At 62.3% G+C, this 22,800-nt stretch carries 20 protein-coding genes; 13 read left to right on the top strand and 7 right to left on the bottom strand.

The window, feature by feature from the left end; genetic code table 11:
• The first annotated feature begins 356 nt into the window (after positions 1 to 356).
• The 8 genes from G522_RS0115140 (at position 357) to G522_RS0115105 (ending at position 8,113) form a co-directional block, all read left to right on the top strand.
• On the top strand, positions 357 to 1,292 hold the full coding sequence (locus G522_RS0115140) for an ABC transporter substrate-binding protein (protein ID WP_026791772.1): 936 nt from the start codon (positions 357 to 359) through the stop codon (positions 1,290 to 1,292).
• A gap of 149 nt (positions 1,293 to 1,441) precedes the next feature.
• On the top strand, positions 1,442 to 2,239 hold the full coding sequence (locus G522_RS0115135; protein WP_036839439.1) for an ATP-binding cassette domain-containing protein: 798 nt from the start codon (positions 1,442 to 1,444) through the stop codon (positions 2,237 to 2,239).
• On the top strand, positions 2,236 to 3,243 hold the full coding sequence (locus G522_RS0115130; protein ID WP_051228666.1) for an ABC transporter permease: 1,008 nt from the start codon (positions 2,236 to 2,238) through the stop codon (positions 3,241 to 3,243). The genes G522_RS0115135 and G522_RS0115130 overlap by 4 nt, the downstream gene beginning before the upstream one ends.
• Positions 3,244 to 3,245: 2 nt before the next feature.
• Positions 3,246 to 4,334, top strand: coding sequence for a phosphotriesterase family protein (locus tag G522_RS0115125; RefSeq protein WP_036839438.1), 1,089 nt, complete (start codon positions 3,246 to 3,248; stop codon positions 4,332 to 4,334).
• 35 nt (positions 4,335 to 4,369) lie between these two features.
• Positions 4,370 to 5,143: a glutamine amidotransferase gene (locus G522_RS0115120; protein WP_026791768.1), complete on the top strand. Its 774-nt coding sequence runs from the start codon at positions 4,370 to 4,372 to the stop codon at positions 5,141 to 5,143.
• Positions 5,140 to 6,036: a PfkB family carbohydrate kinase gene (locus G522_RS0115115; RefSeq protein ID WP_026791767.1), complete on the top strand. Its 897-nt coding sequence runs from the start codon at positions 5,140 to 5,142 to the stop codon at positions 6,034 to 6,036. Before G522_RS0115120 ends, G522_RS0115115 begins: the two co-directional genes overlap by 4 nt.
• The gene (locus G522_RS0115110; RefSeq protein WP_026791766.1) at positions 6,033 to 6,875 is read left to right on the top strand and encodes a BtpA/SgcQ family protein; all 843 of its coding nucleotides are present in this window, start codon (positions 6,033 to 6,035) and stop codon (positions 6,873 to 6,875) included. The genes G522_RS0115115 and G522_RS0115110 overlap by 4 nt, the downstream gene beginning before the upstream one ends.
• Positions 6,872 to 8,113 carry a Zn-dependent hydrolase gene (locus G522_RS0115105; RefSeq protein ID WP_026791765.1) on the top strand — a complete coding sequence of 414 codons (1,242 nt, stop codon included), beginning with the start codon at positions 6,872 to 6,874 and terminating at the stop codon, positions 8,111 to 8,113. Before G522_RS0115110 ends, G522_RS0115105 begins: the two co-directional genes overlap by 4 nt.
• Positions 8,114 to 8,134: 21 nt before the next feature.
• Here the strand turns inward: G522_RS0115105 and G522_RS0115100 are convergent, their stop codons facing one another.
• From G522_RS0115100 to G522_RS0115080, 5 genes are all read right to left on the bottom strand, one after another.
• Positions 8,135 to 9,283 (bottom strand): DUF1501 domain-containing protein, encoded by a 1,149-nt coding sequence (locus G522_RS0115100; RefSeq protein WP_026791764.1) that lies wholly within the window; start codon positions 9,281 to 9,283, stop codon positions 8,135 to 8,137.
• Between the two features lie 4 nt (positions 9,284 to 9,287).
• Positions 9,288 to 10,682: a DUF1800 domain-containing protein gene (locus G522_RS0115095; RefSeq protein WP_026791763.1), complete on the bottom strand. Its 1,395-nt coding sequence runs from the start codon at positions 10,680 to 10,682 to the stop codon at positions 9,288 to 9,290.
• A gap of 65 nt (positions 10,683 to 10,747) precedes the next feature.
• Positions 10,748 to 11,203 (bottom strand): periplasmic heavy metal sensor, encoded by a 456-nt coding sequence (locus tag G522_RS27055; RefSeq protein WP_051228664.1) that lies wholly within the window; start codon positions 11,201 to 11,203, stop codon positions 10,748 to 10,750.
• On the bottom strand, positions 11,200 to 11,619 hold the full coding sequence (locus G522_RS0115085; RefSeq protein WP_026791762.1) for a hypothetical protein: 420 nt from the start codon (positions 11,617 to 11,619) through the stop codon (positions 11,200 to 11,202). Before G522_RS0115085 ends, G522_RS27055 begins: the two co-directional genes overlap by 4 nt.
• Positions 11,616 to 12,161 carry an RNA polymerase sigma factor gene (locus tag G522_RS0115080; protein ID WP_026791761.1) on the bottom strand — a complete coding sequence of 182 codons (546 nt, stop codon included), beginning with the start codon at positions 12,159 to 12,161 and terminating at the stop codon, positions 11,616 to 11,618. The genes G522_RS0115085 and G522_RS0115080 overlap by 4 nt, the downstream gene beginning before the upstream one ends.
• 428 nt (positions 12,162 to 12,589) lie before the next feature.
• On the opposite strand from G522_RS0115080, the gene G522_RS27050 reads away from it, so the two are divergent.
• The 5 genes from G522_RS27050 to G522_RS27040 all read left to right on the top strand — a co-directional run bounded on the left by G522_RS27050 (position 12,590) and on the right by G522_RS27040 (position 19,904).
• On the top strand, positions 12,590 to 13,168 hold the full coding sequence (locus G522_RS27050; RefSeq protein ID WP_051228663.1) for a TetR/AcrR family transcriptional regulator: 579 nt from the start codon (positions 12,590 to 12,592) through the stop codon (positions 13,166 to 13,168).
• Entirely contained in the window at positions 13,165 to 14,868 is a 1,704-nt protein-coding gene (locus G522_RS0115065; RefSeq protein WP_245586674.1) for an MFS transporter, read from the top strand. Before G522_RS27050 ends, G522_RS0115065 begins: the two co-directional genes overlap by 4 nt.
• 140 nt (positions 14,869 to 15,008) lie before the next feature.
• Positions 15,009 to 16,055 carry an HlyD family secretion protein gene (locus G522_RS27045; RefSeq protein ID WP_425414067.1) on the top strand — a complete coding sequence of 349 codons (1,047 nt, stop codon included), beginning with the start codon at positions 15,009 to 15,011 and terminating at the stop codon, positions 16,053 to 16,055.
• A 78-nt stretch (positions 16,056 to 16,133) separates the two neighbouring features.
• On the top strand, positions 16,134 to 17,351 hold the full coding sequence (gene chrA, locus G522_RS0115055; RefSeq protein ID WP_026791759.1) for a chromate efflux transporter: 1,218 nt from the start codon (positions 16,134 to 16,136) through the stop codon (positions 17,349 to 17,351).
• Between the two features lie 321 nt (positions 17,352 to 17,672).
• Positions 17,673 to 19,904, top strand: coding sequence for a methyl-accepting chemotaxis protein (locus G522_RS27040; RefSeq protein ID WP_051228662.1), 2,232 nt, complete (start codon positions 17,673 to 17,675; stop codon positions 19,902 to 19,904).
• 56 nt (positions 19,905 to 19,960) lie between these two features.
• Here the strand turns inward: G522_RS27040 and G522_RS0115045 are convergent, their stop codons facing one another.
• Entirely contained in the window at positions 19,961 to 20,359 is a 399-nt protein-coding gene (locus G522_RS0115045) for a hypothetical protein (RefSeq protein ID WP_026791758.1), read from the bottom strand.
• 242 nt (positions 20,360 to 20,601) lie between these two features.
• Positions 20,602 to 22,638: a transketolase gene (tkt, locus tag G522_RS0115040; protein ID WP_026791757.1), complete on the bottom strand. Its 2,037-nt coding sequence runs from the start codon at positions 22,636 to 22,638 to the stop codon at positions 20,602 to 20,604.
• Positions 22,639 to 22,800: the final 162 nt, after the last annotated feature.

Below are 22,800 nucleotides of genomic sequence, written 5' to 3'. Positions count from 1 at the left end.
TTCATTCGGGGCGATCCTGGAAAACTGAGGTGTGGTAACTCCAGTCTCCAAAATCCGCTCCGAATGGACAACCTCCTGAAAGCTCACATCTAGAGCAGCGGATACCCCTGGCATCCGGCCGCCACTCCAGGCTTTTGTTTGCGCATCGGACCTACCCAAAAGCGGATCCATACTGGTGTCTCGCCTTGGGCAGGCCGCATCTTAAGCGCCGGTTGCGCCTGCAAATTGGCCGAAATGCCGCAGAAAGCGTCATTCAAGTTACTTGACAGGCAGTCAATGATCTTGAATCATCGCGCTGTGTCATCCGATGCCAATAAGCCTCAAAAGGGGCGCAAATAAACCAAAGGGGATTCCAAATGCGTCTTTCCAGGATTCTGGCGGGCTGTGCCCTCGCGTCTGTGTTCGCCGTCGGCTTGTCGCCGGCCTCCGCTGAAACCTTCGCTCTGATCAACATCAACCAGCAAGCGCTGTTCTTCAATCAGATCAACGACGGTGCCACGGCCGCTGCCAAGGCGGCCGGTGTCGATCTCGTCATCTACAATGCCAATAACGTTCCCTCGGCTCAGAACGATGCCATCGAGAACTATATTACCCAGAAGGTCGACGGCATCATTCTGGTGGCCATCGACGTCAATGGCGTCAAGCCGGCCATTACCGCCGCCAAGGCCGCCGGCATTCCGGTGATCGCCATCGATGCCCAGATCCCGGGCGGCGATAATGTCGCCTTCGTCGGTGTCGACAACACAAAGGCTGGTGAGGATATCGGTAAATTCTACGCCGATTACGTCAAAGCCAAGATGAGCGGCAAGGCGACGGTAGGCGTCGTCGGTGCCCTCAACTCGTTCATCCAGAACCAGCGCCTTGACGGCTTCAAGAAGGCGGTGGCGGCCAGCGGCGCCGACGTAACCTTCCTCGATACCGTCGACGGTCAGAACGTCCAGGATGTGGCGCTGTCGGCTTCGGAAAACCTGATGACTGCCAACCCGACCATGAGCACGCTCTACGCCACCGGCGAACCAGCGCTGATCGGCGCGGTGTCCGCCGTCACCGCTCAGAGCCACACCGACAGCGTCAAGGTGTTCGGCTGGGACCTGACCAAGCAGGCGGTTCAGGGTATCGAGGAGGGCTGGGTCATCGCCGTCGTCCAGCAGGATCCAGCTGGGGAAGGCAAGGCCGCCGTCGAGGCCTTGAAGACGCTCAAGAAGGGCGGCAAGGTCGATCCGATCATCAATGTTCCGGTTACCATTGTCACCAAGGACAACGTCGCCAGCTTCAAGTCGATGTTCCAGTAATTTGAGCTTGTGCATCATCGGGGCGCCAGCCTTGTTTGCTGCGTCCCGGTTCATCGTTGCCTCCCGTCGGTCGCCGGCTCGGTCTGCCGACGGGATGCCGTTCTCAATGGAGTGCGCCGTTTCAAGGCCATTCCCGAGCGGACTTCAGCATGACGGAAACCTCGCCTTACCGCGTTCGGATGACGGGTATCTCCAAGCGCTATCACCCCATTCAAGTGCTCGATGACGTATCGTTGACTCTGAGGCCCGGCGAAGTGCTGGGGCTGGTCGGCGACAACGGCGCTGGAAAATCGACCCTCAGCAAGGTGCTTTCCGGTGCGATCATCCCCGACGCCGGTACCATCGAGATCGACGGCGCGGTTGTCAGTTTCACTTCGCCCGCCGATGCCCGTGCCGCTCGCGTCGAGATGGTCTATCAAGACCTTTCGCTGTGCGACACGGTGGACGTCGCCGGCAACCTGTTCCTCGGTCGCGAGCCGCGTCGCCGTTTGGCCGGCCTGTCTTTCCTCGACAAGGCGCGCATGCACGCCGAAGCGCGGGCCATGCTCGACCGGCTTGGCATCGTCATCGCCGACACCCGCCTCAAGGTCGAGAACCTTTCGGGCGGTCAGCGGCAATCGATCGCCATCGGCCGCGCGGCTTCCTTCGACCCGCGTGTGCTGATCATGGACGAACCGACGGCGGCCCTGGCCGTCGCCGAGGTGGAAGCCGTGCTCGACCTGATCCGGGCCGTCAGTGCCCGCGGCGTATCGGTGATTTTGATCACTCATCGCTTGCAGGATCTGTTCCTGGTCTGCGACCGCATCCAAGTCATGTACGAGGGCCGCAACGTCGCCGAGCGGCTTGTTTCCGAAACCAGCATCGAGGAAGTGGTCAACCTGATCGTCGGGCGCAAATTCATCGCTCGATCAGCCGGAGCGGCCGATAGCGTGGGAGTTCCGGCATGAGCGACAATGCCATCAAACAGCAAGTGCCCTCGCGCCTCGTCACGGCAAGCTGGCACGAGAAGGCGATCGCCCGGGGCGGTGTCGTCTCCATTGCCCTGTTCTTCGTGGTGGTCTGCATCGTCTTCTCGCTGGCGACCGACGCCTTCCTGACCACCCCCAACCTCCTCAACATCGTGCGCCAGTCGGCGCCGTTGCTGATCGTTGCCTCGGCCATGACCTTCGTCATCACCACCGGTGGCATCGACCTTTCGGTTGGCTCGGTATTGGCGTTGACTGCCACGCTTTCGGCGGTGCTGCTGCAGTGGGGCGTGCCGTGGCCGGTGGTGGTATTGGCGCTGCTTTGTCTCGGCGCGGCGGTTGGCGCCTTGCAGGGTTTCTTCGTCGCCTACGAGGGCATCCCTGCCTTTATCGTCACGCTGGCCGGCCTATCGGTGATCCGCGGCATCGCGCTTCTGATCACCGGCGGCTATTCCATTCCCGTCGATCCGGCCAGCGGCTTCAATGTCATCGGCCGCGCTTGGTTCATCGGCGTGCCGGTGCCAGCGCTGATCGCGGTCGTCGTGTTGGTTATCGCCTATCTCGTCTTCAACGAGACGGCCTTCGGCCGCTATGTCACAGGCGTCGGCGCCAATGCCGAGGCGGTGCGGCGGGCTGGCGTCAATACCCGCCTCGTCACGCTGGGGGTCTACATACTGACCGGCGCGGCGGCGGCACTCGCGGGCATCATCCTCGCCTCGCGGCTCGGCTCCGGTTCGTCCAACTCCGGCCAGGGGTTCGAGCTCGATGTCATCGCCGCCGTGGTACTGGGCGGCACGTCACTGTTCGGCGGTCGTGGCTCGGTGGTCGGCACCGTGCTGGGAGCGCTGACTGTGGCGGTGATCGCCAACGGCCTGATCCTCGCGCATCTGTCGCCGTTCCTGACGCCGATCGTCACCGGACTAATCATCCTTGTCGCCATCTGGCTGAATTTCCGCCTGTTCAAGGGCGGATCCAGGAGCCGTTGATCATGGATCATCTGTTCGCAGGCAAGCCGATCGAGCGGTCGCCGATCGGGGTTCGATCGGGCGCGGTGATGACGGTCACCGGGCCTGTCCCCGTCGACGAGATGGGTGTCACGCTGATGCACGAGCATATCCTGCTCGATGGAGCCAAGGCGTGGCGCTGCCCCTGCGATATCGACGACGAGGGACGCAGTGTCTCCGAGCAGCCGGTGAATATTGAGATCATCGGCGAGCTCAGAATGAATCCCTATCTCAACCGGGATAACGTCTCGCTCGATGATGCCGATCTCGCTTTGCGCGAACTCGAACGTTACCGCCGTTTCGGCGGCAACACGATGATCGACGCCACCACCATCGGCATCGGCCGCGACCCGGAAGCGCTTGCGCGCATCGCCCGCCTGTCCGGTCTCAAGATCGTCATGGGCACCGGCTTCTATCTCGAATTCAGTCACCCCGACTGGATGAAGACGATGGACGCCGAAGCCATTGCCCGCTTCATCATCGACGATGTCGGTGGTGGCACGACGCAACCGCCGGTGATGGCCGGCATCATCGGCGAGATCGGGGTCTCCAAGGATTTTACCGAGGCCGAGCGGCGCTCGCTGAAAGGCGCGGCGCGGGCCTCGGCGCGCACCGGCGTGCCGCTGACCATCCACCTGCCGGGCTGGGAACGGCTCGCCCACGAGGTGCTCGATGTCGTCGAGTCGGAGGGGGCGGATCTCCGCCATACCGTGCTCTGTCACATGAACCCGAGTTGGGACGATACGGCCTATCAGACGTCGCTCGCCGCTCGTGGCGCCTTCATCGAATACGACATGATCGGCATGGACTACTACTATGCCGATCAGGAGGTACAGTCGCCGTCCGATGAGGACAATGCGCGCGGCATCCTCAATCTCGTCGAGAAGGGTTACGCCAATCGCGTGCTGATGTCGCAGGACGTGTTCCTCAAGATGATGCTGACCCGCTACGGCGGCTTCGGCTACGCGCACGTGCTGCGCCACTTCGTGCCGCGCCTCAGGCGCCACGGTCTCGACGAGGCAGTGATCCAGCGCATGCTCACAGACAATCCGAAATCGGTGTTCTCCGTCTGACGGGCGCCCTTTCTAGTACTGCCGAGGAAAGCAAAATGACCAAGAAAATCCTGCTGGCCGGCGAATCCTGGGTGTCGACCGCCACCCACATCAAGGGCTTCGACCAGTTCGCCACCGTCACCTACCACACCGGCGCCGATGAACTCTTGAAGGCACTGAAGGGCGGGCCGTTCGACGTCACCTTCATGCCATCGCACGAGGCGCAGCGCGACTTCCCGCAGACCATGGAGGCGCTGTCGGCCTATGATGCTGTCGTGCTGTCCGATATCGGCGCCAACACGCTGCTGCTGCATCCCGATACCTGGATCAAGTCGCAGACGACGCCCAACCGGCTTAAGCTGATCCGCGAGTATGTCCGCAATGGCGGCGGCCTGTTGATGTTCGGCGGCTACTATTCCTTCCAGGGCATCAATGGCGGCGCCCGCTATCGCAAGACGGCCGTCGAAGAGGTCCTGCCGGTCACCTGCCTTCCCTATGACGATCGTGTCGAAGTGCCGGAAGGCTTTGCCGCCGAGGTCACAGGCAAGGCCAGCCATCCGATCCTGAAGGGTCTCGGTGGCGATTGGCCAGTGCTCCTCGGCTTCAACGAGGTCGAGGTCAAGCCGGGAGCCGAGGTGCTCGCCACCGTGTCGTCGGAATACGGCGCGCTGCCGCTGCTCGTCACGGGAACTTACGGCAAGGGGCGGTCGGTCGCCTGGACCTCCGACGTCGGCCCGCACTGGTTGTCGCCCGACTTCGTCGCCTGGAAGGGCTACAAGACGCTGTTCGAGCAAATGCTGACTTGGGCAACCGGCGGGACTGAAGGATGACGCTCCACGTGGTTGGCAACGTCTGTGTTGACGAAACGTTCTTTGTCGATCGACTGCCGCGCCTTGGTGAGACGGTGAACGCTGTCTCGGCGATGCGCGGCGTTGGCGGCAAGGGCGCCAACCAGGCGGTCGCGGCAGCGCGTACGGGTGCAGAAGTTGTCTTTCGCGCCGCTTTAGGCGCCGATCCCGATGCAGTTTTTGTGCGGACGGCGCTTACTTCCGACCTGCCGCTCAACGGGCTCGTCGTGCTCGATACGCCAACGGATCGATCGACGATCCTGGTCGACAGGGTGGGCGAGAACGTTGTCGTCACCGCTGCAGCCTCGGCCATGGCCTTCGATCCGATGGAGTTTTCCTCCTGGCCCGGGAGAGGGAATTACCTGCTGATGCAGGGCAATCTGGGCGCGGACACAACCAAAGCCTGCCTAGGCGCGGCTCGTGAAAAGGGTGCCACCACCATTTTCAATCCGAGTCCGCTTGGGGGCGCTCCCATACCGGAGGCGGACATCATTATCGTCAACACCGTCGAAGCTGAAACGCTTGCCGGTTGCGCCGAACCAGCCGAGGCGGCCCGTAGGCTATCGCGGGACGGCTCATCGAGCGTGGTCGTTACGCTTGGTGCCGGTGGCGCCATGTATCTTGCCAAGGATGCGAAAGAGATAGCATGCGTTGCCGCTCCCGTGGTGACGGCGATTGACACGAGCGGTGCCGGCGATGTCTTCGCCGGTGTGCTGGCCGGTTGCCTCGCCCTCGATCTGTCGCTCTCCGACGCCGTAGCTGTTGGTGTCCGGGCCGCGGCTGTTGCCGTCACCCGACGCGGAACGTTGGCCGCCTGTCCGAGCCTTTCTGAAATTACCGCCCTGATCCAGGGGCTATCGAGGAATGATTCATGACCGAAGCCGCAACACCGGTTGGCCAGACGGCCGGCGACGTCCTTCAGCAACTGTTCGGACGGACCAAGGTGGTGATCGGCGTCGTCCATTTGGCGCCGCTACCCGGAGCACCACGCCATAATGGCGAGCCCGTCGAAGAGATTTACCAGCGCGGCCTCGCCGACGCGCGCGCCTATCTTGCCGGCGGTTGCGATGGCGTCATCGTCGAGAACCACGGCGATGTGCCGTTTTCCAAGCCTGACGACATCGGTCCCGAGACGGCCGCTCACATGGCGGTGGTTGCCGACCGCATCCGTCGCGAACTCGACCGACCGATCGGCATCAACGTGCTGGCCAACGCCGCATTGCCGGCGCTGGCTGTGGCAAGCGCCTCAGGCGCCGGCTTCATCCGCGTCAATCAATGGGCCAATGCCTATGTCGCCAATGAGGGCTTTGTCGAGGGTGAGGCGGCGCGGGCCATGCGCTACCGCGCCCGCCTCAGGGCAAACGGCGTGCGCATCTTTGCCGATGCCCACGTCAAGCATGGCGCGCACGCCATCGTCGCCGACCGGCCGGTCGAGGAACTGGTGCGCGACCTCGTCTTCTTCGACGCCGATGCGGTGATCGCAACCGGTCAGCGCACCGGGCACGCCGCCGACCTCGGCTACATCCGGATGATCAAGGAGGCGTCGCATCTGCCGACGCTGGTCGGCAGCGGCGTTACGCCCGACAACGCTCGTGACATCCTCGGTATCGTCGACGGTGTCATCGTCGCGAGTGCCCTCAAGCACGACGGCGTCTGGTGGAACACCGTTGATCCCGATCGCGTCAAGACTTTCATGGCCGGGCTCCGTTCATGACGTGTGGTCCTGCGATCAATGGCCACCGTCTGCTCGCTCGTCTCGATGCTTTCGCGGCGATCGGCGCGACACCGGCTGGGGGTGTCAACCGTCCAACACTGAGCGTTGAAGACAGGAAGGCGCGGGCATTGCTGGCCAATCTCGGCACGGCACGCGGCTTTACGGTGTTTCAGGATGCAGCCGCCAATCTGTTTTTGAAGCGGGCCAGCACTGATAACGACCGTCCTCCGCTATTGATCGGCAGCCATCTCGACAGCCAGCCGACCGGCGGACGTTTCGATGGTGCCCTCGGCACGCTCGCCGCGCTTGAAGTCCTGGAAACGCTGGAGGACAACGGTATCGTCACTGCCGGCCCGATCGAACTCGTGGCTTGGACCAACGAGGAGGGTAGCCGTTTCTCGCCCGGCGCTTTTGGCTCGCAGGTTTATGCCGCTGGCGCTTTTCCTGCGGGTTGGCAGGACGCGGTGGATAGCAATGGAGCCAGCCTCCCCGACGAGTTGGCTGCAACGCTCAAGGCCCTGCCTGAGGCGGCTGAACGGCCGCTCGGCGGCCCGTTTACGGCTTATCTTGAATTGCACATCGAGCAGGGACCACTGCTCGAACGCCAGGGCGCCCTGATCGGCGCCGTCGAAGGTATTCAAGGTACTCGCTGGCTGGAGGTCACCATCACGGGGCAGGTCGCACACGCCGGTACCACGCCGCTCGTCGACCGTCGCGACGCTATGGCGGTGGCTGTCGCTATCATTGCCCAGTTGCAGGCAACGGTGATGCCTGCCGATGTCAATGCACGCCTCACAGTTGGCCGCCTTACGCTGACGCCGGGCGCTGTCAACGTCATCCCGGGCGAGGTCGTGTTCTCCATCGATCTTCGCCATCCAAGTGGCGCTGAAATCGACCGACTAGAGACCGAAATCACCAGCATGGTCTCCGAGGCGGCAGAAAGCGGCGGCTGCCAGGCCTTGGTGCGGCGAAGCATGGATGTGGCGCCGGCTCGCTTCGACGAACGGTTGATCGGCATTGTCGAAGATATGGCGAAACGACGTAGCTTTCCCTGCCGCCGGATGTTTTCCGGTGCCTTCCACGACGCGCTCTTCATGGCTCGTCTTGGGCCGGCGGCGATGATCTTCGTCCCTTGTCGAGGCGGCCTCAGCCACAACGAGGCGGAATATGTCGAACCGCACCAGATCATCGCCGGTGCGCAAGTGCTCTGCGACGCTACGCTGGAGGTGGCAGGCTGACCTTCAGGGCATGAAGCGGCGTCAGGCCTTCACCAGGCCGCTTAGTTTCGTGTTGAGCGGGCGTCCCGGAAAGAGTGTTCGCATGGTCTTTTCCGGATCGAGCCCCAGGCTTTCTGCCGCAACCACGGCTATCAACGCATCGAGGTCGAGCGTCGGGGTGAGGTCTCGTCCTTCATAGAGTTTGCCGGAGGACAGGCCTGGCCAGTCGGCGACCACCCGCCCGCCTTGAACGGCGCCTCCAACCAGCATGGCGGCCGAAGCGGTTCCGTGATCGGTTCCGTCGGTGCCGTTGACGGCCGCCGTGCGGCCGAACTCCGTGGCGACCAGTACGGTGGTATTCTTCCAGACATCGCCGAGGCCATCGTGCAAGGCACCGATCATCTGATCGAGCCCGCGCAACTGATTGGTGAGGCGCTGTTTCTGTGCGTCATGAGTGTCCCAGCCGGCGGTCTCGATCATGGCGATGCGTGGCCCGTTGGAGCGACCAAGGAATAAGGCGGCTGTTTTGCCGACCGTGGCCGGATCCTGCCGCGCACCCACCGCTTCGGCTAGCCCGCGATTTTCCATGGCCCGGCTCCACAGAGCATGGAGTTGAGGGTCGGCATCGTAAAGCTTGCTGACCCGCATCAGGAGATCGTCGGGCGCCTCCGGCAGGTTTGACGGGGCATAGGAGTTGACCGGTGCTGCTCCTCGCAGGGCGAGGGGTATGGTCTGCGCAAGAGCGATCGCCTCTTCCTCGCTCTTTGGCAACAAGGTGGACAGCCGATTCAACCATCCATCTCGCAATTGGTACGGACTGGAACTTCCGCTTTCCAGCACGTTCTGCCCGTCGAAATGCGAGCGCTCGCGATAGGGCGAAGCAACTGCCTGGATGAACAGCGACTGCTTCTGTCCATAAAGGTCATTAAGCCGGCTTAGTGATGGATGCAGTGCAAACATGCCGTCGAGCTTATGCATGTCGGCCTGATCGATGGCCAGCGAGCCGCGCAGGCCGGCAAGCGCCGGGTCGCCATAGGGGATGACAGTATCGAGCCCGTCGGCGGCCCCGCGCTGAATGACGAAGACGAAGCGGCGATCGGTCTCGACGTTGGCGAACACCATGCGCGGCGAGATCATGAGCGCGCCGGCGCCGAGCGCTGCCCCGCGCAGGAAATTTCGACGGTCCAACATGGTGTTATCTCCTCTGGAATTCCGGCGAAACAAGCAGAAGGGCGACCGACGTTGCTGGTGATTCCGCGCGGGCGATCTCGGTCGCCGTCGCCTTGGACAGCGATGGACCAAGGAGCGCGCTGGCTGCCGCGCGCGCGTCGAATGCGGGGTCGGCCTTGCGGGCCAGCCGCTGTGCGACCTCGACACGTCGAACCAAGGCATCGGGTGCCACCCAACTGGCCGCCACGTCGTCATAACCGGCCGGCGACTGTGGCCGCCACACCGGCTGACCGAGCTGCTTTATGGTGTCAGCAACATTCGTCTTCGTAATCTGCTCTGGAGAGGCCCCGAGCGCACGGAACGCGGAAACGTTCCATTCCCACGGTGTCTTGAACTTGCTGCTGCCCGCTTCCCACGCCTCGGGCGAATTGACGAGCGTGCGATAGACGGTTGGCAGGTCGCCTCCCGACTTGAGAAAGGCTGATTGCAACCGTTCCACCAAGGGTGCAGGAGGAGAATCTGCCACGAAATGGCGAGCGAGTTTGGTCGCTATATGGGTCGCAGTCGCTTTGCTGCGTGCAACGTCGCGCAGTACTGCCACCGCTTGATCCTCGCTCTTTTGGTCGTAAGTCTTGCCGAGAATGGTGCGCGGGCCGGGCTCATGAAGCTGTGGCCTGAACTCGAACGTGCCAGCCTGCGCTTCTTCGTTTCCATCCTGCCCCGCGATCGTCCACCCGGTCATGGCGAAAGCGAACTGGGTGACATCCTTCTGGCTGTAGCCCGTTCGGACGCCAAGCGTATGGAGCTCCAGGATTTCCCGCGCCAGGTTTTCGTTGATCCCAAGCTTGCGGGTGGGGTCTTTTTCGGCGGCGCGCTTGGCACGCAGGCTGTTGGGGCCGATGGAGCGGTTTTGGTTGAGATAGAGCAGCATGCCCGGATGCTGCTCGACAGTGAGCAGCATATCCTCGAAACGGCCAAGCACATGCGGACGGATCGCCTCGCGTTCGAAGGAACCCGCGAGGGCCGTTATGATTGGCTCGTCAGCGGAAAGGGCAAAATGGTTGGCCCAGAAGTGGACGAGGCGCTCGACGAAAGGCGCTTGACTGGTCACGGCCGCAAGCGTTCGCGCTCCGATCTCGCTCTCGTAAAGTTTGTAGCCACGTTTGTGTAGCTCTTGTCGTGCCTGGGCGCGCTGCGCCTCGGGCATGGCACGTATATCGGCGCTGTCCTCGCGATAGGTCACGAAGATCTCGGACGATGACGGGAGATCCGCCATCGCCGCTGGTTTGGGCTCGTAGGCGTTGAACTGTCCGATCAGCCAAGCTTTCGGATCATCCGGGCCTTTGTCGCCCCGATGAGCGCCGAGGCCGAAGCGGTTCATCGCGATAAACGAGCGTCCGGCATCAGAGGGAGTGCTCACGCAAACCTCCTTCGAGTTGACGATGATCCTTGAACGGGGAGAAAAGCTGGTTCCGTCGGCCCGCTTTATTTTGTTTGACGCGGCAGTATCTGTCCGCGTGCGGCCAGTCCGTCGATGAGGATGGCGCGGTTCTTCGGGTCCAGGCCTTCCGCAAAGTCGATCACCGCCGCTTCTATGCGGGAACGTACTTTCACGTCGGCTGTGCGGGTCATGTCGAGCGCCGCGTCGATGGCGTTGCGGTCGAGCTCCGTCTGGTTCAGCAATTGAGCGAGCTTGTCGCGAGCCTCGCGTGCAGCCTTTGAATCAGGCTGCGCGTCATGTCGCGCCTTCGCCAGCGTTTCCTGGAAGGCCTGACGTTTGTCAGCATCCAGCGCCTGCGCCGCCGCTGCGAGCCCTTGATCCTGTGACTGGGCAGAGATAGGCACCGACCGCCAGAACCATGCGCCAATTGCAGCGCCCAGGATGAACACGTTGAGCGCCAGCGATATGGCAAGGACAATTTTAAAAGCGTATCTGCTCATTGACTTTCGCCCAGATCGAACTCACCGACACTGACGTCGAAACTCGTTAAGATCGGCCGATCGTCGTCATCGATGGTGGTGGGTATCGAGGGAGCATAGACCGTCATCAGGAATGCGCCGGCAACCGCTCCTGCGAGACCGGCGCCAACGATGCCGAGTCCCCTGAACAGCGAGGCCCATGATAACCTGCGGGATGACGGAGCGGAGGCAATGATGGCCCCCGTCAAGGCGCGATCCGGCGGGACGATCCTGTATGCATCCAACAGACGATCAAGGCCCGCCTCATGGGCGAGCAGCTCCCTCGCTTCGGAGCTTCTGAGTATCAAGGCCTCGGCCGCCGCGCGCTCTTTTGCGGGCCAGCGCTGCGGCACGGCGCCATAGGCTTCAACGATTTCGCGGAATCTCTCCGGTGTCATGACTGATCTCCGGCAAGACTGGCCCGTAGGTTGCGGCGGGCACGCGCCAGCAGGCTTTCCAGCGCCTCGACACTGATCCCCATGATCGCGGCCGCTTCGATATTACCCAGGTCTTGGTAATATTGCAGCACGATCGCCTCCCTTTGACGCTCCGGCAGCGCGTCGATTGCCGCCTTGATCGCGTCACGCTCTTCTCTCACAGCGATCCCGCCGTCGGGACCCGGCCCAGGATCGGGACGATCCGGAGGTTCTGCGACATAAGTGTCGCGCCGCCGACGCAGATGGTCCAGGCAAAGATTGAGCGCCACCCGGTGCAGCCAGGTATCGAACAGCGCTTCGCCAGGGCGCCACTGCCCGGCCCGGCGCCAGACGCGTAGGAAAACTTCCTGAGCGACATCTTCCGCGTCTCCACGATCGCCGAGCAAACGGTTGGCGAGACTGAGCACGCGCGGGAGCTTGCGCGCGACCATCTCTCGGACGGCGCCCTTGTCGCCGCGGGCCACGCGCTCGAGCAGCGCCTCGTCTGGATCATTGTTCTTCAAGGCTCCTGCTTCTCGCTAGCCAATCTGTTGTTCCAGCTCGTCGCTTCTGGTCCGTTCATCATTGAAAGGCTGGCTCCCCTGTTGAACGGCCTCCATCCACTGATCCGTCGCCGCGACGGTGAAAAACATCCATGAGGGAACGTTGTTCCGCCAATGTGGCCGTGAGGCGGCGGCGGCGCAGCCCGTCTTGTTGCTCTCAAGCCAAGCCAATCGAAACGACCTGGGCTGGCCAACCGTAAACGGCATCTGCTGATCTGAGACAATAAAGACTATTTTGTCCGTTTAAACGACGGGCCATCGCGTCGCCGCGTCACAGGTGAGCTTTGGGCAGCGCCCATGGCCCCAATCACCGAGATGTCATCGCTCCTTCCTGCGACTGACAGCCGTTCGCATTGACAAACGGACATTCGTGTCCGATTTATTGCGTCATGACGAAGCTCAGAAAAGACGCGGAGGAAAACCGCTCGGTTATCCTCGAAGCTGCCGACCTCGTGTTCGCTAGCCAAGGCATCACCGTGCCGCTCGATCTCGTTTGCCAACAGGCCGGCGTGGGGCGGGCCACGCTCTACCGGCATTTTCCGGATCGCCACCACTTGATCGTCGCTCTCCTCGAACAGGGGCTGGAGGAAACAGCCGCCAAGGCGGTTGAACTCGGCGACCGTGACGATGCCTTCTTCGTGCTGTTGCGTTTCCATGCCGAACGTATCCATGCCCGCTCGTCACTGATCGATTACTGGCGCGTGCTCGACCGCAACGCACCCGAGGTACGGCGGGTGCGCGAGCGCTTCCACCAGATATTCTCGCCGCTGATCCTTCGCGCCGTCGAGGCTGAAACCTGTCGTCCCGACGTCCAGGTCGAGGACGTCACGCTGCTCGTGAGCATGCTGGGCTCGGCGCTGCGAGGTCGCTCTGCCGACGAACAGGCCCGGCTCAGCCTGCGGGCTTTCGAACTCATGGTCGAAGGTTTGCGTCCGCGCTCGATGGCCCTTCGGGCGGTAGCGAAATGAACGCCCGGCCCATCGATCCATTACCCAACTGGGATCCTGAGGAGCGCCCTCGCATTCCCGGGTCGCCTGCTTTCGTCAAGCATACACCCCGCCGCCGCCTTGCCTATGGTCTGGTCGGCTTGCTGGTTATCCCGACGAGTGGTCTCGGCACCGGCCTGATTGCCGCCAATTTGCAGAATATCCAGGGTCACCTCGGCCTGACACCGTCAGAAGCCGTCTGGTTGTCGGCTGTCTATGTCATGTTCAACGCGTCGGCCAATCTGATCCTTTTCAAATGCCGGCAGAGATTCGGCATCCGCCATTTCGCCGAAGCCGGCATCATCGCTTATGTCGTCCTCTGCGTTTTGCATCTCGTCGTCGCCGATTACCCGACGGCGTTGCTGCTGCGCGCCGTGGCCGGCTTTGCCGCCGCGCCGATGACGACGCTCGGCATGTTCTATCTGATGCAGGCTTTTCCTTTAAAGCATCTTGGGCGGGCCCTCTGCCTAGCCCTGGGGCTGATGCAGGCCATGACGCCGCTCGCCTGGGTCCTGTCACCCTGGTTGGCCAGTACGGGTGACTTCCGGGAAATCTATCGGCTCGAGCTGGGGATGGCCCTCCTCAGCCTGGCAGCGATCGTTATCGTCAAGCTGCCGCAGGGCATCCGCGTCCAGACCTTCGAACCGCTGGATTTTCTGTCCTTTGCACTCTTGGCGCCGGCGATTGCCCTGGTGGGCGCCGTCTTCGCCCAGATGCGCTATCAGTGGTGGGAAGATAATTCCTGGATGGCCTACGCGGTCATTGCTGCTTTGGTCATGGTGACGGTGGCTGGGCTGATCGAGCATCATCGCGCCCACCCCCTTGTCATGACGCGCTGGCTTGGCACCAGCGACGCCTTCCGCTTCGGCATGGGCGCGGTGGGCATGCGCTTCCTGCTCTCAGAGCAGAGCTACACGGCGCCCGGTCTGCTCAGAATGCTCGGCATGGGCCCGGACCAATTGCAGCCTCTCTACGCAGTCATCTTTGTCGGAACGATCGCCGGCGCCGTGGCCTCGGCGTTGATGTTCGGTCCCAAGCGCATACTGGCCATCCTGGGCGTCTCCATCACGCTTGTCGTCGCCGGCAGCTACCTTGAACATAGCGCCACCAATCTCACCCGGCCGCAGGATGTCTATCTCAGCCAGTTGATGATCTCGCTTGCCACCGGCATGTTCATCGGGCCGCTGCTGCTGATGGGGATCACCAAGGCTCTGGCGCGCGGTACCGATCACATCGTGACCTTCTCGGTGCTTTTTAGTCTATCGCAGGGGATCGGCGGCCTCGCCGGACCGGCCGTGCTCAGCACCTATCAGCTCTACCGGGAGCACGAGTATTCGGCCGTCCTCACCGCCGAGCTCAACCCGGCCGATCCCCAAGTGGCACAGAGGATCAAGATCTACCAAGGCGTCTATGCCAAGACGATCGTCGATCCGTCGCGTCGCGATATCCAGGCGCAGGCATTGCTGGCTCAGGTTGCCACACGTGAGGCCAATGTTCGGGCCTACAACGACGCATCGCTTCTCAATAGCCTGATCGCATTCGCTTTTCTGTTCTGGACTTTCGCCAGCGACATCTTCCGCGTCCTGACGGGTGGCGTCGAAAAGGCTCGCCGGTTGACCCATCGCCGCCTGACCGCTGCGCGCTACAGGCAGGCCCGCAAACTCAGGATCCATCTGCAATGAACCAGCCCGTTCGTCCGCCTCTGCCGGAACAAACCACCACGGTAGCCGCCCAGGCTCGCCGCGGCATGGATGGCGAGACCACCGACGCCGCGCCGAGCCAGGCATCCGCTCCGCCAAAGGTCGCCAAGGCCAGCGTCGCAATGGTTGCCGCCATGGCGCTGGTGGCGTTCGCCGGCTCGGCTGCGGTGTTGTGGGCTTGGCATCTCTGGCCGTTCACCAGCACCGTCGAGGTGACGGAAAACAGCTATGTTCGCGGGCAGGTTACCGCGCTGTCGTCGCAGGTCAGCGGTTACGTGACCGAGGTGCCGGTGCGTGACTTTCAATTCGTGAAAGCCGGCGAGCCCCTGGTCAGGGTCGACGACCGCATCTATCGCCAGCAGCTCGCGCAGGCGGAAGCGCAACTCGATATTGCCAAGTCATCGCTTGCCAATGTCGACCAGACCATGGCGCAGAACGTCGCCACCGTCGCCGTCCGCAAGGCGGCTCTCGATCAGGCGACAGCGCAGCTTGATCAGGTCAAGGCGGCTTATGAGCGGGTGAGCTCGCTTGCCCAGAAGGGCATTCGCGCTGAAACAGATCTCGACAGCGCCGTCGCCAACCTCAAGGTTGCCGAAGCCGGCGTATCGGCCGCCGAGGCCAATGTCAGCCTGGCGGAGGCGCAGGTACGAGCCACCGACGTCTCACGGTCGGGTCTGACAGCGCAGGTGCAGGCCGCCGAGGCGGCCGCCGATCTCGCACGGATCAATCTCGGCAATACGGTGATCACTGCGCCTGCCGATGGACAGATCAGCGAGAGTTCGGTGCGGAAGGGGCAATATGTCACCGCCGGCACGCAGCTGATGTTCCTGGTGCCGCCAGCTCGCTGGATTGTGGCCAACTACAAGGAAACGCAAACCGCTCACATGCAGATCGGACAGCCGGTGACCATCGACGTCGATGGCCTCAACGGTGCCTCTCTGCAAGGGGTCGTCGAGGAACTGGCGCCGGCCGCCGGCTCGGAATTCAGCGTGCTCAAGGCCGACAATGCCAGCGGCAACTTCACCAAGGTGGTGCAGCGCATCCCCGTCCGCATCCGCCTGCTGGACGGTCAGCCGCTGGCTGAACGGTTGCGGCCCGGCATGTCGGTCATCGCTCGGGTCGATACGGCAGCCGCCAACGCACCGGCTGGGGTGTCTGGTCGATCTTAGGCTTGGGAGCCGTCATGGGCTTGTCACCCGCCACCACCATGACACTATGTCCAAAATGGGCAGGTAAGGGCGGCGTCGATGGCGGATCAAGTTGTTGGCTCTGGTGAAGAAGGCGCGCGCGGAAATGCTGTTGAGGTATTTTCCACCTTTCTCAAACTGGGTCTGACGTCCTTCGGCGGTCCTATCGCCCATCTGGGATATTTCCGCGAGGAATTGGTGGTTCGTCGGCGCTGGCTGAACGACCAAACCTATGCCGATCTCGTTGCGCTTTGCCAGTTCCTGCCGGGGCCGACCTCCAGTCAGGTCGGCTTTTCCCTGGGCATGATGCGAGCCGGCTGGTTGGGTGCGTTGTCGGCGTTCCTGGCTTTCACCTTGCCTTCGGCGCTGATCCTGCTGCTCTTCGCATTGGCCGCGCCGACCATCGGCGGACCGATGGGAACCGGCGCCCTGCACGGTCTCAAGATCGTCGCGGTGGCCATCGTGGCACAAGCGGTCTGGGGGATGGCCAGAAATCTTTGTCCTGATCGCCAGCGATCGACCATTGCGGTTGCAGCCGTCGCCTTGATGGCCTTCGTGCCGGGAAGCGTCGGCATGTTAGGCGCTATTGTCCTGGGCGCGGCTGGCGGGTTGGCTCTCGGTCGGGAGGAGGTGAAGCCGGCCGGCGGCCACGTCACCGTTCCCGTGTCCCGGTGGGCGGCCGTCGCAGCTATCTTGGCCTTCTTGGCTTTACTGGTCCTGCTGCCGCTCCTGGCCGGGCACTCACAGGCATTTGCTGTCGTCGACCGATTCTATCGGGCAGGAGCCCTTGTCTTCGGCGGTGGCCACGTCGTGCTGCCGCTTCTCGATGCCGAGGTGGTGCGCGGTGGCTGGGTAACCCATGATGCCTTTCTTGCCGGCTATGGCGCGGCGCAGGCCGTGCCCGGGCCGCTCTTCACTTTCGCAGCCTATCTGGGTGCTGTTTTGGGGCCCGCGCCGAATGGTGTCATGGGAGGCGGACTGGCTTTGCTGGCCATCTTTCTTCCGGGTTTTCTGGTGCTGATCGGCATTCTTCCGTTCTGGGACCAGTTTCGCACCAAATCCGTCGCGCAATCCTTGATGCGCGGAGCAAACGCCGCCGTCGTCGGTATTCTGGGAACGGCTCTCTACTCTCCGGTCTTTGCGAGCGCGATCCTCGATCTGCGGGACTTCGCCCTGGCGCTCGCCGGTTTCGTCGCCCTTATGGTGTGGAAGGCGCCGCCGTGGCTTGTTGTCGCCTTCTCGGCGGTAGCGGGCGCCGGCCTGGCACTCTCTGGCTGAATGAGGTCGCAGGATTTCAAATAGCGAAAGTTCTGCGATGCAATCCAGGAACGTATTTTCCGGGGGCGCCATTCTCATCTATGGTCTGGCAAGAATTCCCAGGTCCCCAATAGGCAGCGAGCGCAAGGTGACGCGGCATATTGTTGGGCCGGAAAATAAATACGACATTAATAAATATGACCGAAAATATACTTTAATAAATATCAGCCGTGTTCGTGGAGGTTCCGGCAGAATCGATCCAGCTTTCCATCATATGCCTAAATATTAGGCCGATGAGCGCTGAAACGACAAGCCGGCGTATGGGCGGGACGGAGCAGACGAATGTCCATTCGGAAAAAGCTGGCTATCGTTGTTATCATGCTGCTTCTGCCGCTTGGGCTGATGTCAGGCTTATTCATACTGCAGAGCGAAAAAGACATTGCATTTGCCGAAGCGGAACTAGCCGGAACCGGCTGGCTTCGCCAAATGTGGCCATCGCTGATCGCCTGGGCATCCGAGCCTGAAAGCAGCGATGCAAAGGTGCTGGAGGCCGCCAAGTCTCTCGCTGGGCCTGACTATTCGCCATCCGTTCGCGACGCAGCCGGTCGCCTTTCGCTGTCCGACAAGAAAACGCCTGAGGTTGGCACTGCGTTCCGTGATTTGGCGACGGCGGCGGGCAACGACAGCAATCTCATCCTCGATCCGGATCTCGACAGCTTCTATGTGATGGACACGGTTGTCGTCCGTCTGCCGGACCTGATCACCCGCACGGCCGAACTGGATATGCTGGCGCGCGCGCAATCGAAGCTCGATACCCTCGACGATACCGCTCGCGCCGCTTTCATCGTGCTTCTGGGGCAGATCGAAACCGACATGGGCACGATCAAAGCCTCGGTTGACGTTGCGATGGCCAATAACGCTTCGGGTTCCGTCGCCGCAGCGCTCGACAGCCCAACCAAGGCATTTGTCGGCAGGGTTGGAGCCTTTGCGGGAACGGCCAACAAAATCGCGGCTGACTTGAGGAACGATGCGGCACGGGCATCCGCCGATGTTGCCGCACTTTCGGCGGCGAACAAAACGCTCGTTGCGGCCGCGGATACCTATTGGCGGCAATCGGCCGAGCAATTGGATCATCTGCTCGACGTTCGCGTCTCTGGCTTTTGGACACGCATGGCCACCATGCTCGGTCTTGCGCTCAGCATTGCCCTCCTGGCCATCGCCGCTGCGGTGCTGTTGTCGCGTTCGATCGTGCGCAGCATCAGCAGCCTCGACGTTCATATCCGGGAACTCGGCGACGCCGATATTTCCACCGAACTTGCCGAGGCCGGCCGTACCGACGAGGTCGGCCAACTGGCGCGTGCCGTCGCCTATTTCCGAGACCGGACGATCGAAAAGCTCAACGAAGCCAATTCCGAGGAGCGGCAACGCGAACTCCTCCAGAACAAGCGCAATGCCTTGGCAGAGGTCGCCGATCGCCTTCGCCTATCGGTCAACTCCGTTGTCGCAGCTATCAACGGTCTCGCCCAAAATGTCAGCGTCGTCATCGATGTTGTCGCGACGAACGCGTCGACGACACGTGGTGAACTCGACCGCTCACTGACGCGGCTCGACCTCACCAACAGGGACATGAACGCCGTCGTGTCCTCCGTTACCGAACTTGCGGCCTCCATTTCCGATATTGCGCAACAGACGGTGGTCTCAGCCAAGGGAGCGACGGCGGCCCGCACCCGCTCGGAGGCTGCCAAGGCTTTGGGAACCAAACTTTCCGAGGCGTCGGAGCGGATTGGTCAAGTAACGACCCTGATTTCGGCCATTGCCCAGCAAACCAACCTTCTCGCCCTCAACGCGACCATCGAGGCGGCCAGGGCAGGCGATGCCGGCAAGGGGTTTGCCGTGGTGGCCGCCGAGGTCAAGCAACTCGCCAACCAGACGGCGGGCGCAACCGAGGAAATCACCCGGCAGGTGGAAGACATTCGCGCCGCGGCACAGGAAGTCGCATCTTCGCTCGATGAGATTACCGGATCAATCGAAGGCATGTCGTCCCTCAGCGCCAAGATTGCCGGTGCAGTAGAGCAGCAGAGCGTGGCGACATCTGAGATCAATAAGAGCCTGGATCGCTCAACGGCGGCCAACCACGACGTGGTCGTCAGCCTAAACTGCCTGCCGCCTCTCGCATCCCATACCGAAGAGGCGGCTGGAAAGCTTGCGGATATGAGCTCCAAGCTGGTCGATCAGGTTCGGAGCCTTGAATCCGAAGTGGACGCTCTCGTCCATGATCTCATGGATCAACGCCGGCACACTCGCAAAGAGGCCGATGTTCTGGTGACTGTCGAATTCGCCAATGGCACTCGGCGTCCGCTTCGCCTGCATGACATCTCACGCTCCGGTATGCGCCTCGCGTTAGTCGATGGGATGGAGCCCGGCGTGCAATGCCGCGTCAACCACCCGACGCTCGGGGCTCTGGAGGCCAAGGTGGTCTGGCGGAATGCCGAGGTCATGGGCGTCCAGTTCGTCGACCGCATGCTGTCGGATGAAGAAGTCGATCAGTTGGTCGCAGGACGGCTTGCCGCCTGATCGGTGCCGTATATCGCACTGGCCGGCTTGCTTCTTGGGAGACCGAATATCTGCCTTCAGAGATGCCCGATGGCGTCGATGAGCAGCTTGGCAAACACACTCCAGCCGGCGCCGGTGAGCCAGACCAGCGTAAGGGCGCCGATCACACCTCCTACCGTGCCGGATACAACCCCGATGACCACGGCGCGCCAGAAGCTGCCCCAAGCTGTCAGCAAGGCAGATCTGGAGGGCGCTGGGGCACCATCGCCGCGCCGGACAGGCTGTTTGGCAGGCGAGGAGCTTTCCTGACCGATCCGGTCCATCGGCCCGAATGCCAAGCCGGGTTTTTTCCGGCTATCGGCTTCAAGGCTGGGTTCAGTCCTGCGGTATCCCGGAGCGTCTTGCTCAGGCAGATCGTCCGCCAGATCGAGGAGCGGGCCGAGGTCCGGCTCGATGTCACGCGCATGCTGGTTCATCGTATCGCCCTTGTGTTTATCAAAAGGTCGATACGTGGCGTTTGCGGCATTTCTGCGGGCCGCTGTTTCTTGCAACAATCCGTTTTGACCAGAGGAGCGGTTGCCGTGTCGGATCGGGAGTGCTCCGACACGGCTCCAGTGGGGGCGGGAGGAGGCCGCCCTCTAGCTGCGGGAACACTGAAGCGGTCGATGACCGTGGAGCCTTCAGCTGCTCTCCGCCTCGGTCCTGTCTAGGACAGCCGTCAGGCGCGTCCCGTCAGGGCCTTCGCTTTGGCGACGATGGCGTCGCACGTGATGCCGAACTCTGCATAGAGCCGCTCAGCCGGGGCAGATGCCCCGAAGTCATCAAGACCGATGACGTCTTCCTCGCTGGCGACATAACGCGTCCAGCCGAACTTCCCGGCAGCCTCGATGGCAATGCGAGGCGCCGTTCCCAGTACGCTTTGGCGATAGGCCTTGGACTGTTCCTCGAACAGTTCCCAACAAGGCATCGATACAACGGCGACCGCCAAGCCCTCTTTTGTCAGGGCTTCCGCCGCCTCGATGGCTAGCGATACCTCGGTGCCGGTGGCAAGCAGCGTCACATCCTGCTTCTCGCCCCCGAAGCGACGGATCACATAGGCACCTAGGGCGGCCCGATTTTCTGTCGGGTCTTCGGCTTCCTTGCCGCGCAGCTGCGGCACCGCTTGTCTTGATAGCGCCAGCAGCGACGGCCGGTTGCGGTTGCGCACGGCGATATCCCAGCATTCGAGCGTCTCGACGACGTCCGCCGGGCGAAACACCAGGAGGCGCGGCAGAGCCCGCAGAGAGGCTAGATGCTCCACCGGTTGATGGGTCGGACCATCTTCGCCAAGACCAATTGAATCATGGGTCATCACATAGATGGTGCCGATGCGCATCAGTGCCGACAGACGGATCGCGCCGCGGGCATAATCGGAGAACACCAGGAATGTGCCGCCATAGGGAATGAAGCCGCCATGGACTGTCATGCCGTTCATGATGGCGCTCATGGCGAACTCGCGCACGCCATAACCGACGTAGCGCCCGGATTGCGAGCGGGTGAATTGGCTGTCGACCGGCTTGACCCGTGTGAGATTTGAGCCCGTGAGATCGGCTGATCCGCCGATCATGTCCGGCACCGCGGCGGTGATGGCCTCCAGAGCGATCTGGCTGGCGCGGCGCGTGGCAACCTTTTGCGGCTTGGCGAAGAGATCGCGCTTCAGCGCTTCGACGGCACTCGGATAGCCGGCGGGCAGCGCACCGCTCACTCGACGCTGGAATTCCGTGCGCAGAGCGGCTGGCTGAGCGGCAAGTCGCTCCTGCCAGGCCTTGCGGGCCGTCATGCCCCGCGCGCCGATCTCGCGCCAGCGCGCGAGCAACTCGGCGGGTATTTCAAAGGGGGCTGCCGTCCAGCCGAGCGCTGCCTTGGTGGCAGCAGCTTCTTCCGCGCCGAGCGGCGCACCATGGGAGGATTCCTTGCCGGCCTTGTTGGGCGAGCCGAAGCCGATCACCGTGCGCATGGCAATCAGCGAGGGACGTGTGGTGGCAGCCTTGGCTGCGGTAATCGCCTCGTCGAGAGCGCTCGTGTTATGACCGTCACACGTTTGAACATGCCAGCCACAAGCGCGGAAGCGCGCGGGAACGTCCTCTGAGAAACTGACCGTCGTAGAGCCGTCGATGGTGATGCCGTTGTCGTCATAGAGAACGATCAGCTTGCCGAGGCCGAGATGACCGGCCAACGAAGCGGCCTCCTGGCTGATACCTTCCTCGAGACAGCCGTCACCGCAGAGTACGAAGGTGTGATGATCGACGAGGTCGGTGCCGAACTCGTCTGCCAGGCGACGTTCGGCCATCGCCATGCCCACCGCACCGGCGATGCCCTGGCCGAGCGGTCCGGTCGTGGTCTCGATGCCCTTGGCGTGCCCATATTCCGGGTGACCGGCTGCCTTCGATCCCCACTGACGAAACGCCTTGATCTCTTCGATGGTCATATCCTCATAACCAGTGAGATAGAGCAGCGCATAGAGCAGCGCCGACGCATGGCCATTGGACAGCACAAAACGGTCGCGATTTGGCCAGTCGGGCGTGGCGGCATCGAACTTCAGGTGCCGGGCGAAGAGCACGGCAGCCGCGTCCGCCATGCCGAGTGGTGCTCCGGGATGGCCGGAATTCGCGGCTTCGACGGCGTCGATGGCAAGCGCCCTGATACAATTGGCAAGCTGAAAGTCGATTGGCGCGTGAGTGGCCTTTTCCATGATCCATTGAGCTGTGGTCGACATGATGCCTCTCCTATTTGAGACAGCTCCTAACGCAAAGGCACAAAAATATCAACATAAGTTATCAAACCAACACAAATAGGTTGATTTTGGCTGTTACGGTGTTATCTTCCGCCCAGAAAGACCCGAGACGCACAGAGTGATGAGAATTTGAACGTCACCGTC

The sequence above is a fragment of the Pleomorphomonas oryzae DSM 16300 genome, from assembly GCF_000422965.1.
GTDB classification, from domain to species: domain Bacteria; phylum Pseudomonadota; class Alphaproteobacteria; order Rhizobiales; family Pleomorphomonadaceae; genus Pleomorphomonas; species Pleomorphomonas oryzae.
Note: the sequence above shows the minus strand (reverse complement) of the source record. Positions and strands in the feature narration are given on the sequence as shown.

Bases quoted from the DNA above. Each gene is read 5' to 3' on its own strand.
- G522_RS0115045 (WP_026791758.1), bottom strand. From the start codon at position 20,359: ATGAACCAGCATGCGCGTGACATCGAGCCGGACCTCGGCCCGCTCCTC.
- G522_RS0115100 (WP_026791764.1), bottom strand. From the start codon at position 9,283: ATGTTGGACCGTCGAAATTTCCTGCGCGGGGCAGCGCTCGGCGCCGGC.
- tkt (WP_026791757.1), bottom strand. From the start codon at position 22,638: ATGTCGACCACAGCTCAATGGATCATGGAAAAGGCCACTCACGCGCCA.
- G522_RS0115125 (WP_036839438.1), top strand. From the start codon at position 3,246: ATGGATCATCTGTTCGCAGGCAAGCCGATCGAGCGGTCGCCGATCGGG.
- G522_RS0115120 (WP_026791768.1), top strand. From the start codon at position 4,370: ATGACCAAGAAAATCCTGCTGGCCGGCGAATCCTGGGTGTCGACCGCC.
- G522_RS0115105 (WP_026791765.1), top strand. From the start codon at position 6,872: ATGACGTGTGGTCCTGCGATCAATGGCCACCGTCTGCTCGCTCGTCTC.
- G522_RS0115065 (WP_245586674.1), top strand. From the start codon at position 13,165: ATGAACGCCCGGCCCATCGATCCATTACCCAACTGGGATCCTGAGGAG.
- G522_RS27045 (WP_425414067.1), top strand. From the start codon at position 15,009: ATGGTTGCCGCCATGGCGCTGGTGGCGTTCGCCGGCTCGGCTGCGGTG.
- G522_RS0115130 (WP_051228666.1), top strand. From the start codon at position 2,236: ATGAGCGACAATGCCATCAAACAGCAAGTGCCCTCGCGCCTCGTCACG.
- G522_RS27040 (WP_051228662.1), top strand. From the start codon at position 17,673: ATGTCCATTCGGAAAAAGCTGGCTATCGTTGTTATCATGCTGCTTCTG.
- G522_RS0115085 (WP_026791762.1), bottom strand. From the start codon at position 11,619: ATGACACCGGAGAGATTCCGCGAAATCGTTGAAGCCTATGGCGCCGTG.
- G522_RS0115110 (WP_026791766.1), top strand. From the start codon at position 6,033: ATGACCGAAGCCGCAACACCGGTTGGCCAGACGGCCGGCGACGTCCTT.
- G522_RS0115135 (WP_036839439.1), top strand. From the start codon at position 1,442: ATGACGGAAACCTCGCCTTACCGCGTTCGGATGACGGGTATCTCCAAG.
- G522_RS0115140 (WP_026791772.1), top strand. From the start codon at position 357: ATGCGTCTTTCCAGGATTCTGGCGGGCTGTGCCCTCGCGTCTGTGTTC.
- G522_RS27055 (WP_051228664.1), bottom strand. From the start codon at position 11,203: ATGAGCAGATACGCTTTTAAAATTGTCCTTGCCATATCGCTGGCGCTC.
- G522_RS27050 (WP_051228663.1), top strand. From the start codon at position 12,590: ATGACGAAGCTCAGAAAAGACGCGGAGGAAAACCGCTCGGTTATCCTC.
- G522_RS0115115 (WP_026791767.1), top strand. From the start codon at position 5,140: ATGACGCTCCACGTGGTTGGCAACGTCTGTGTTGACGAAACGTTCTTT.
- chrA (WP_026791759.1), top strand. From the start codon at position 16,134: ATGGCGGATCAAGTTGTTGGCTCTGGTGAAGAAGGCGCGCGCGGAAAT.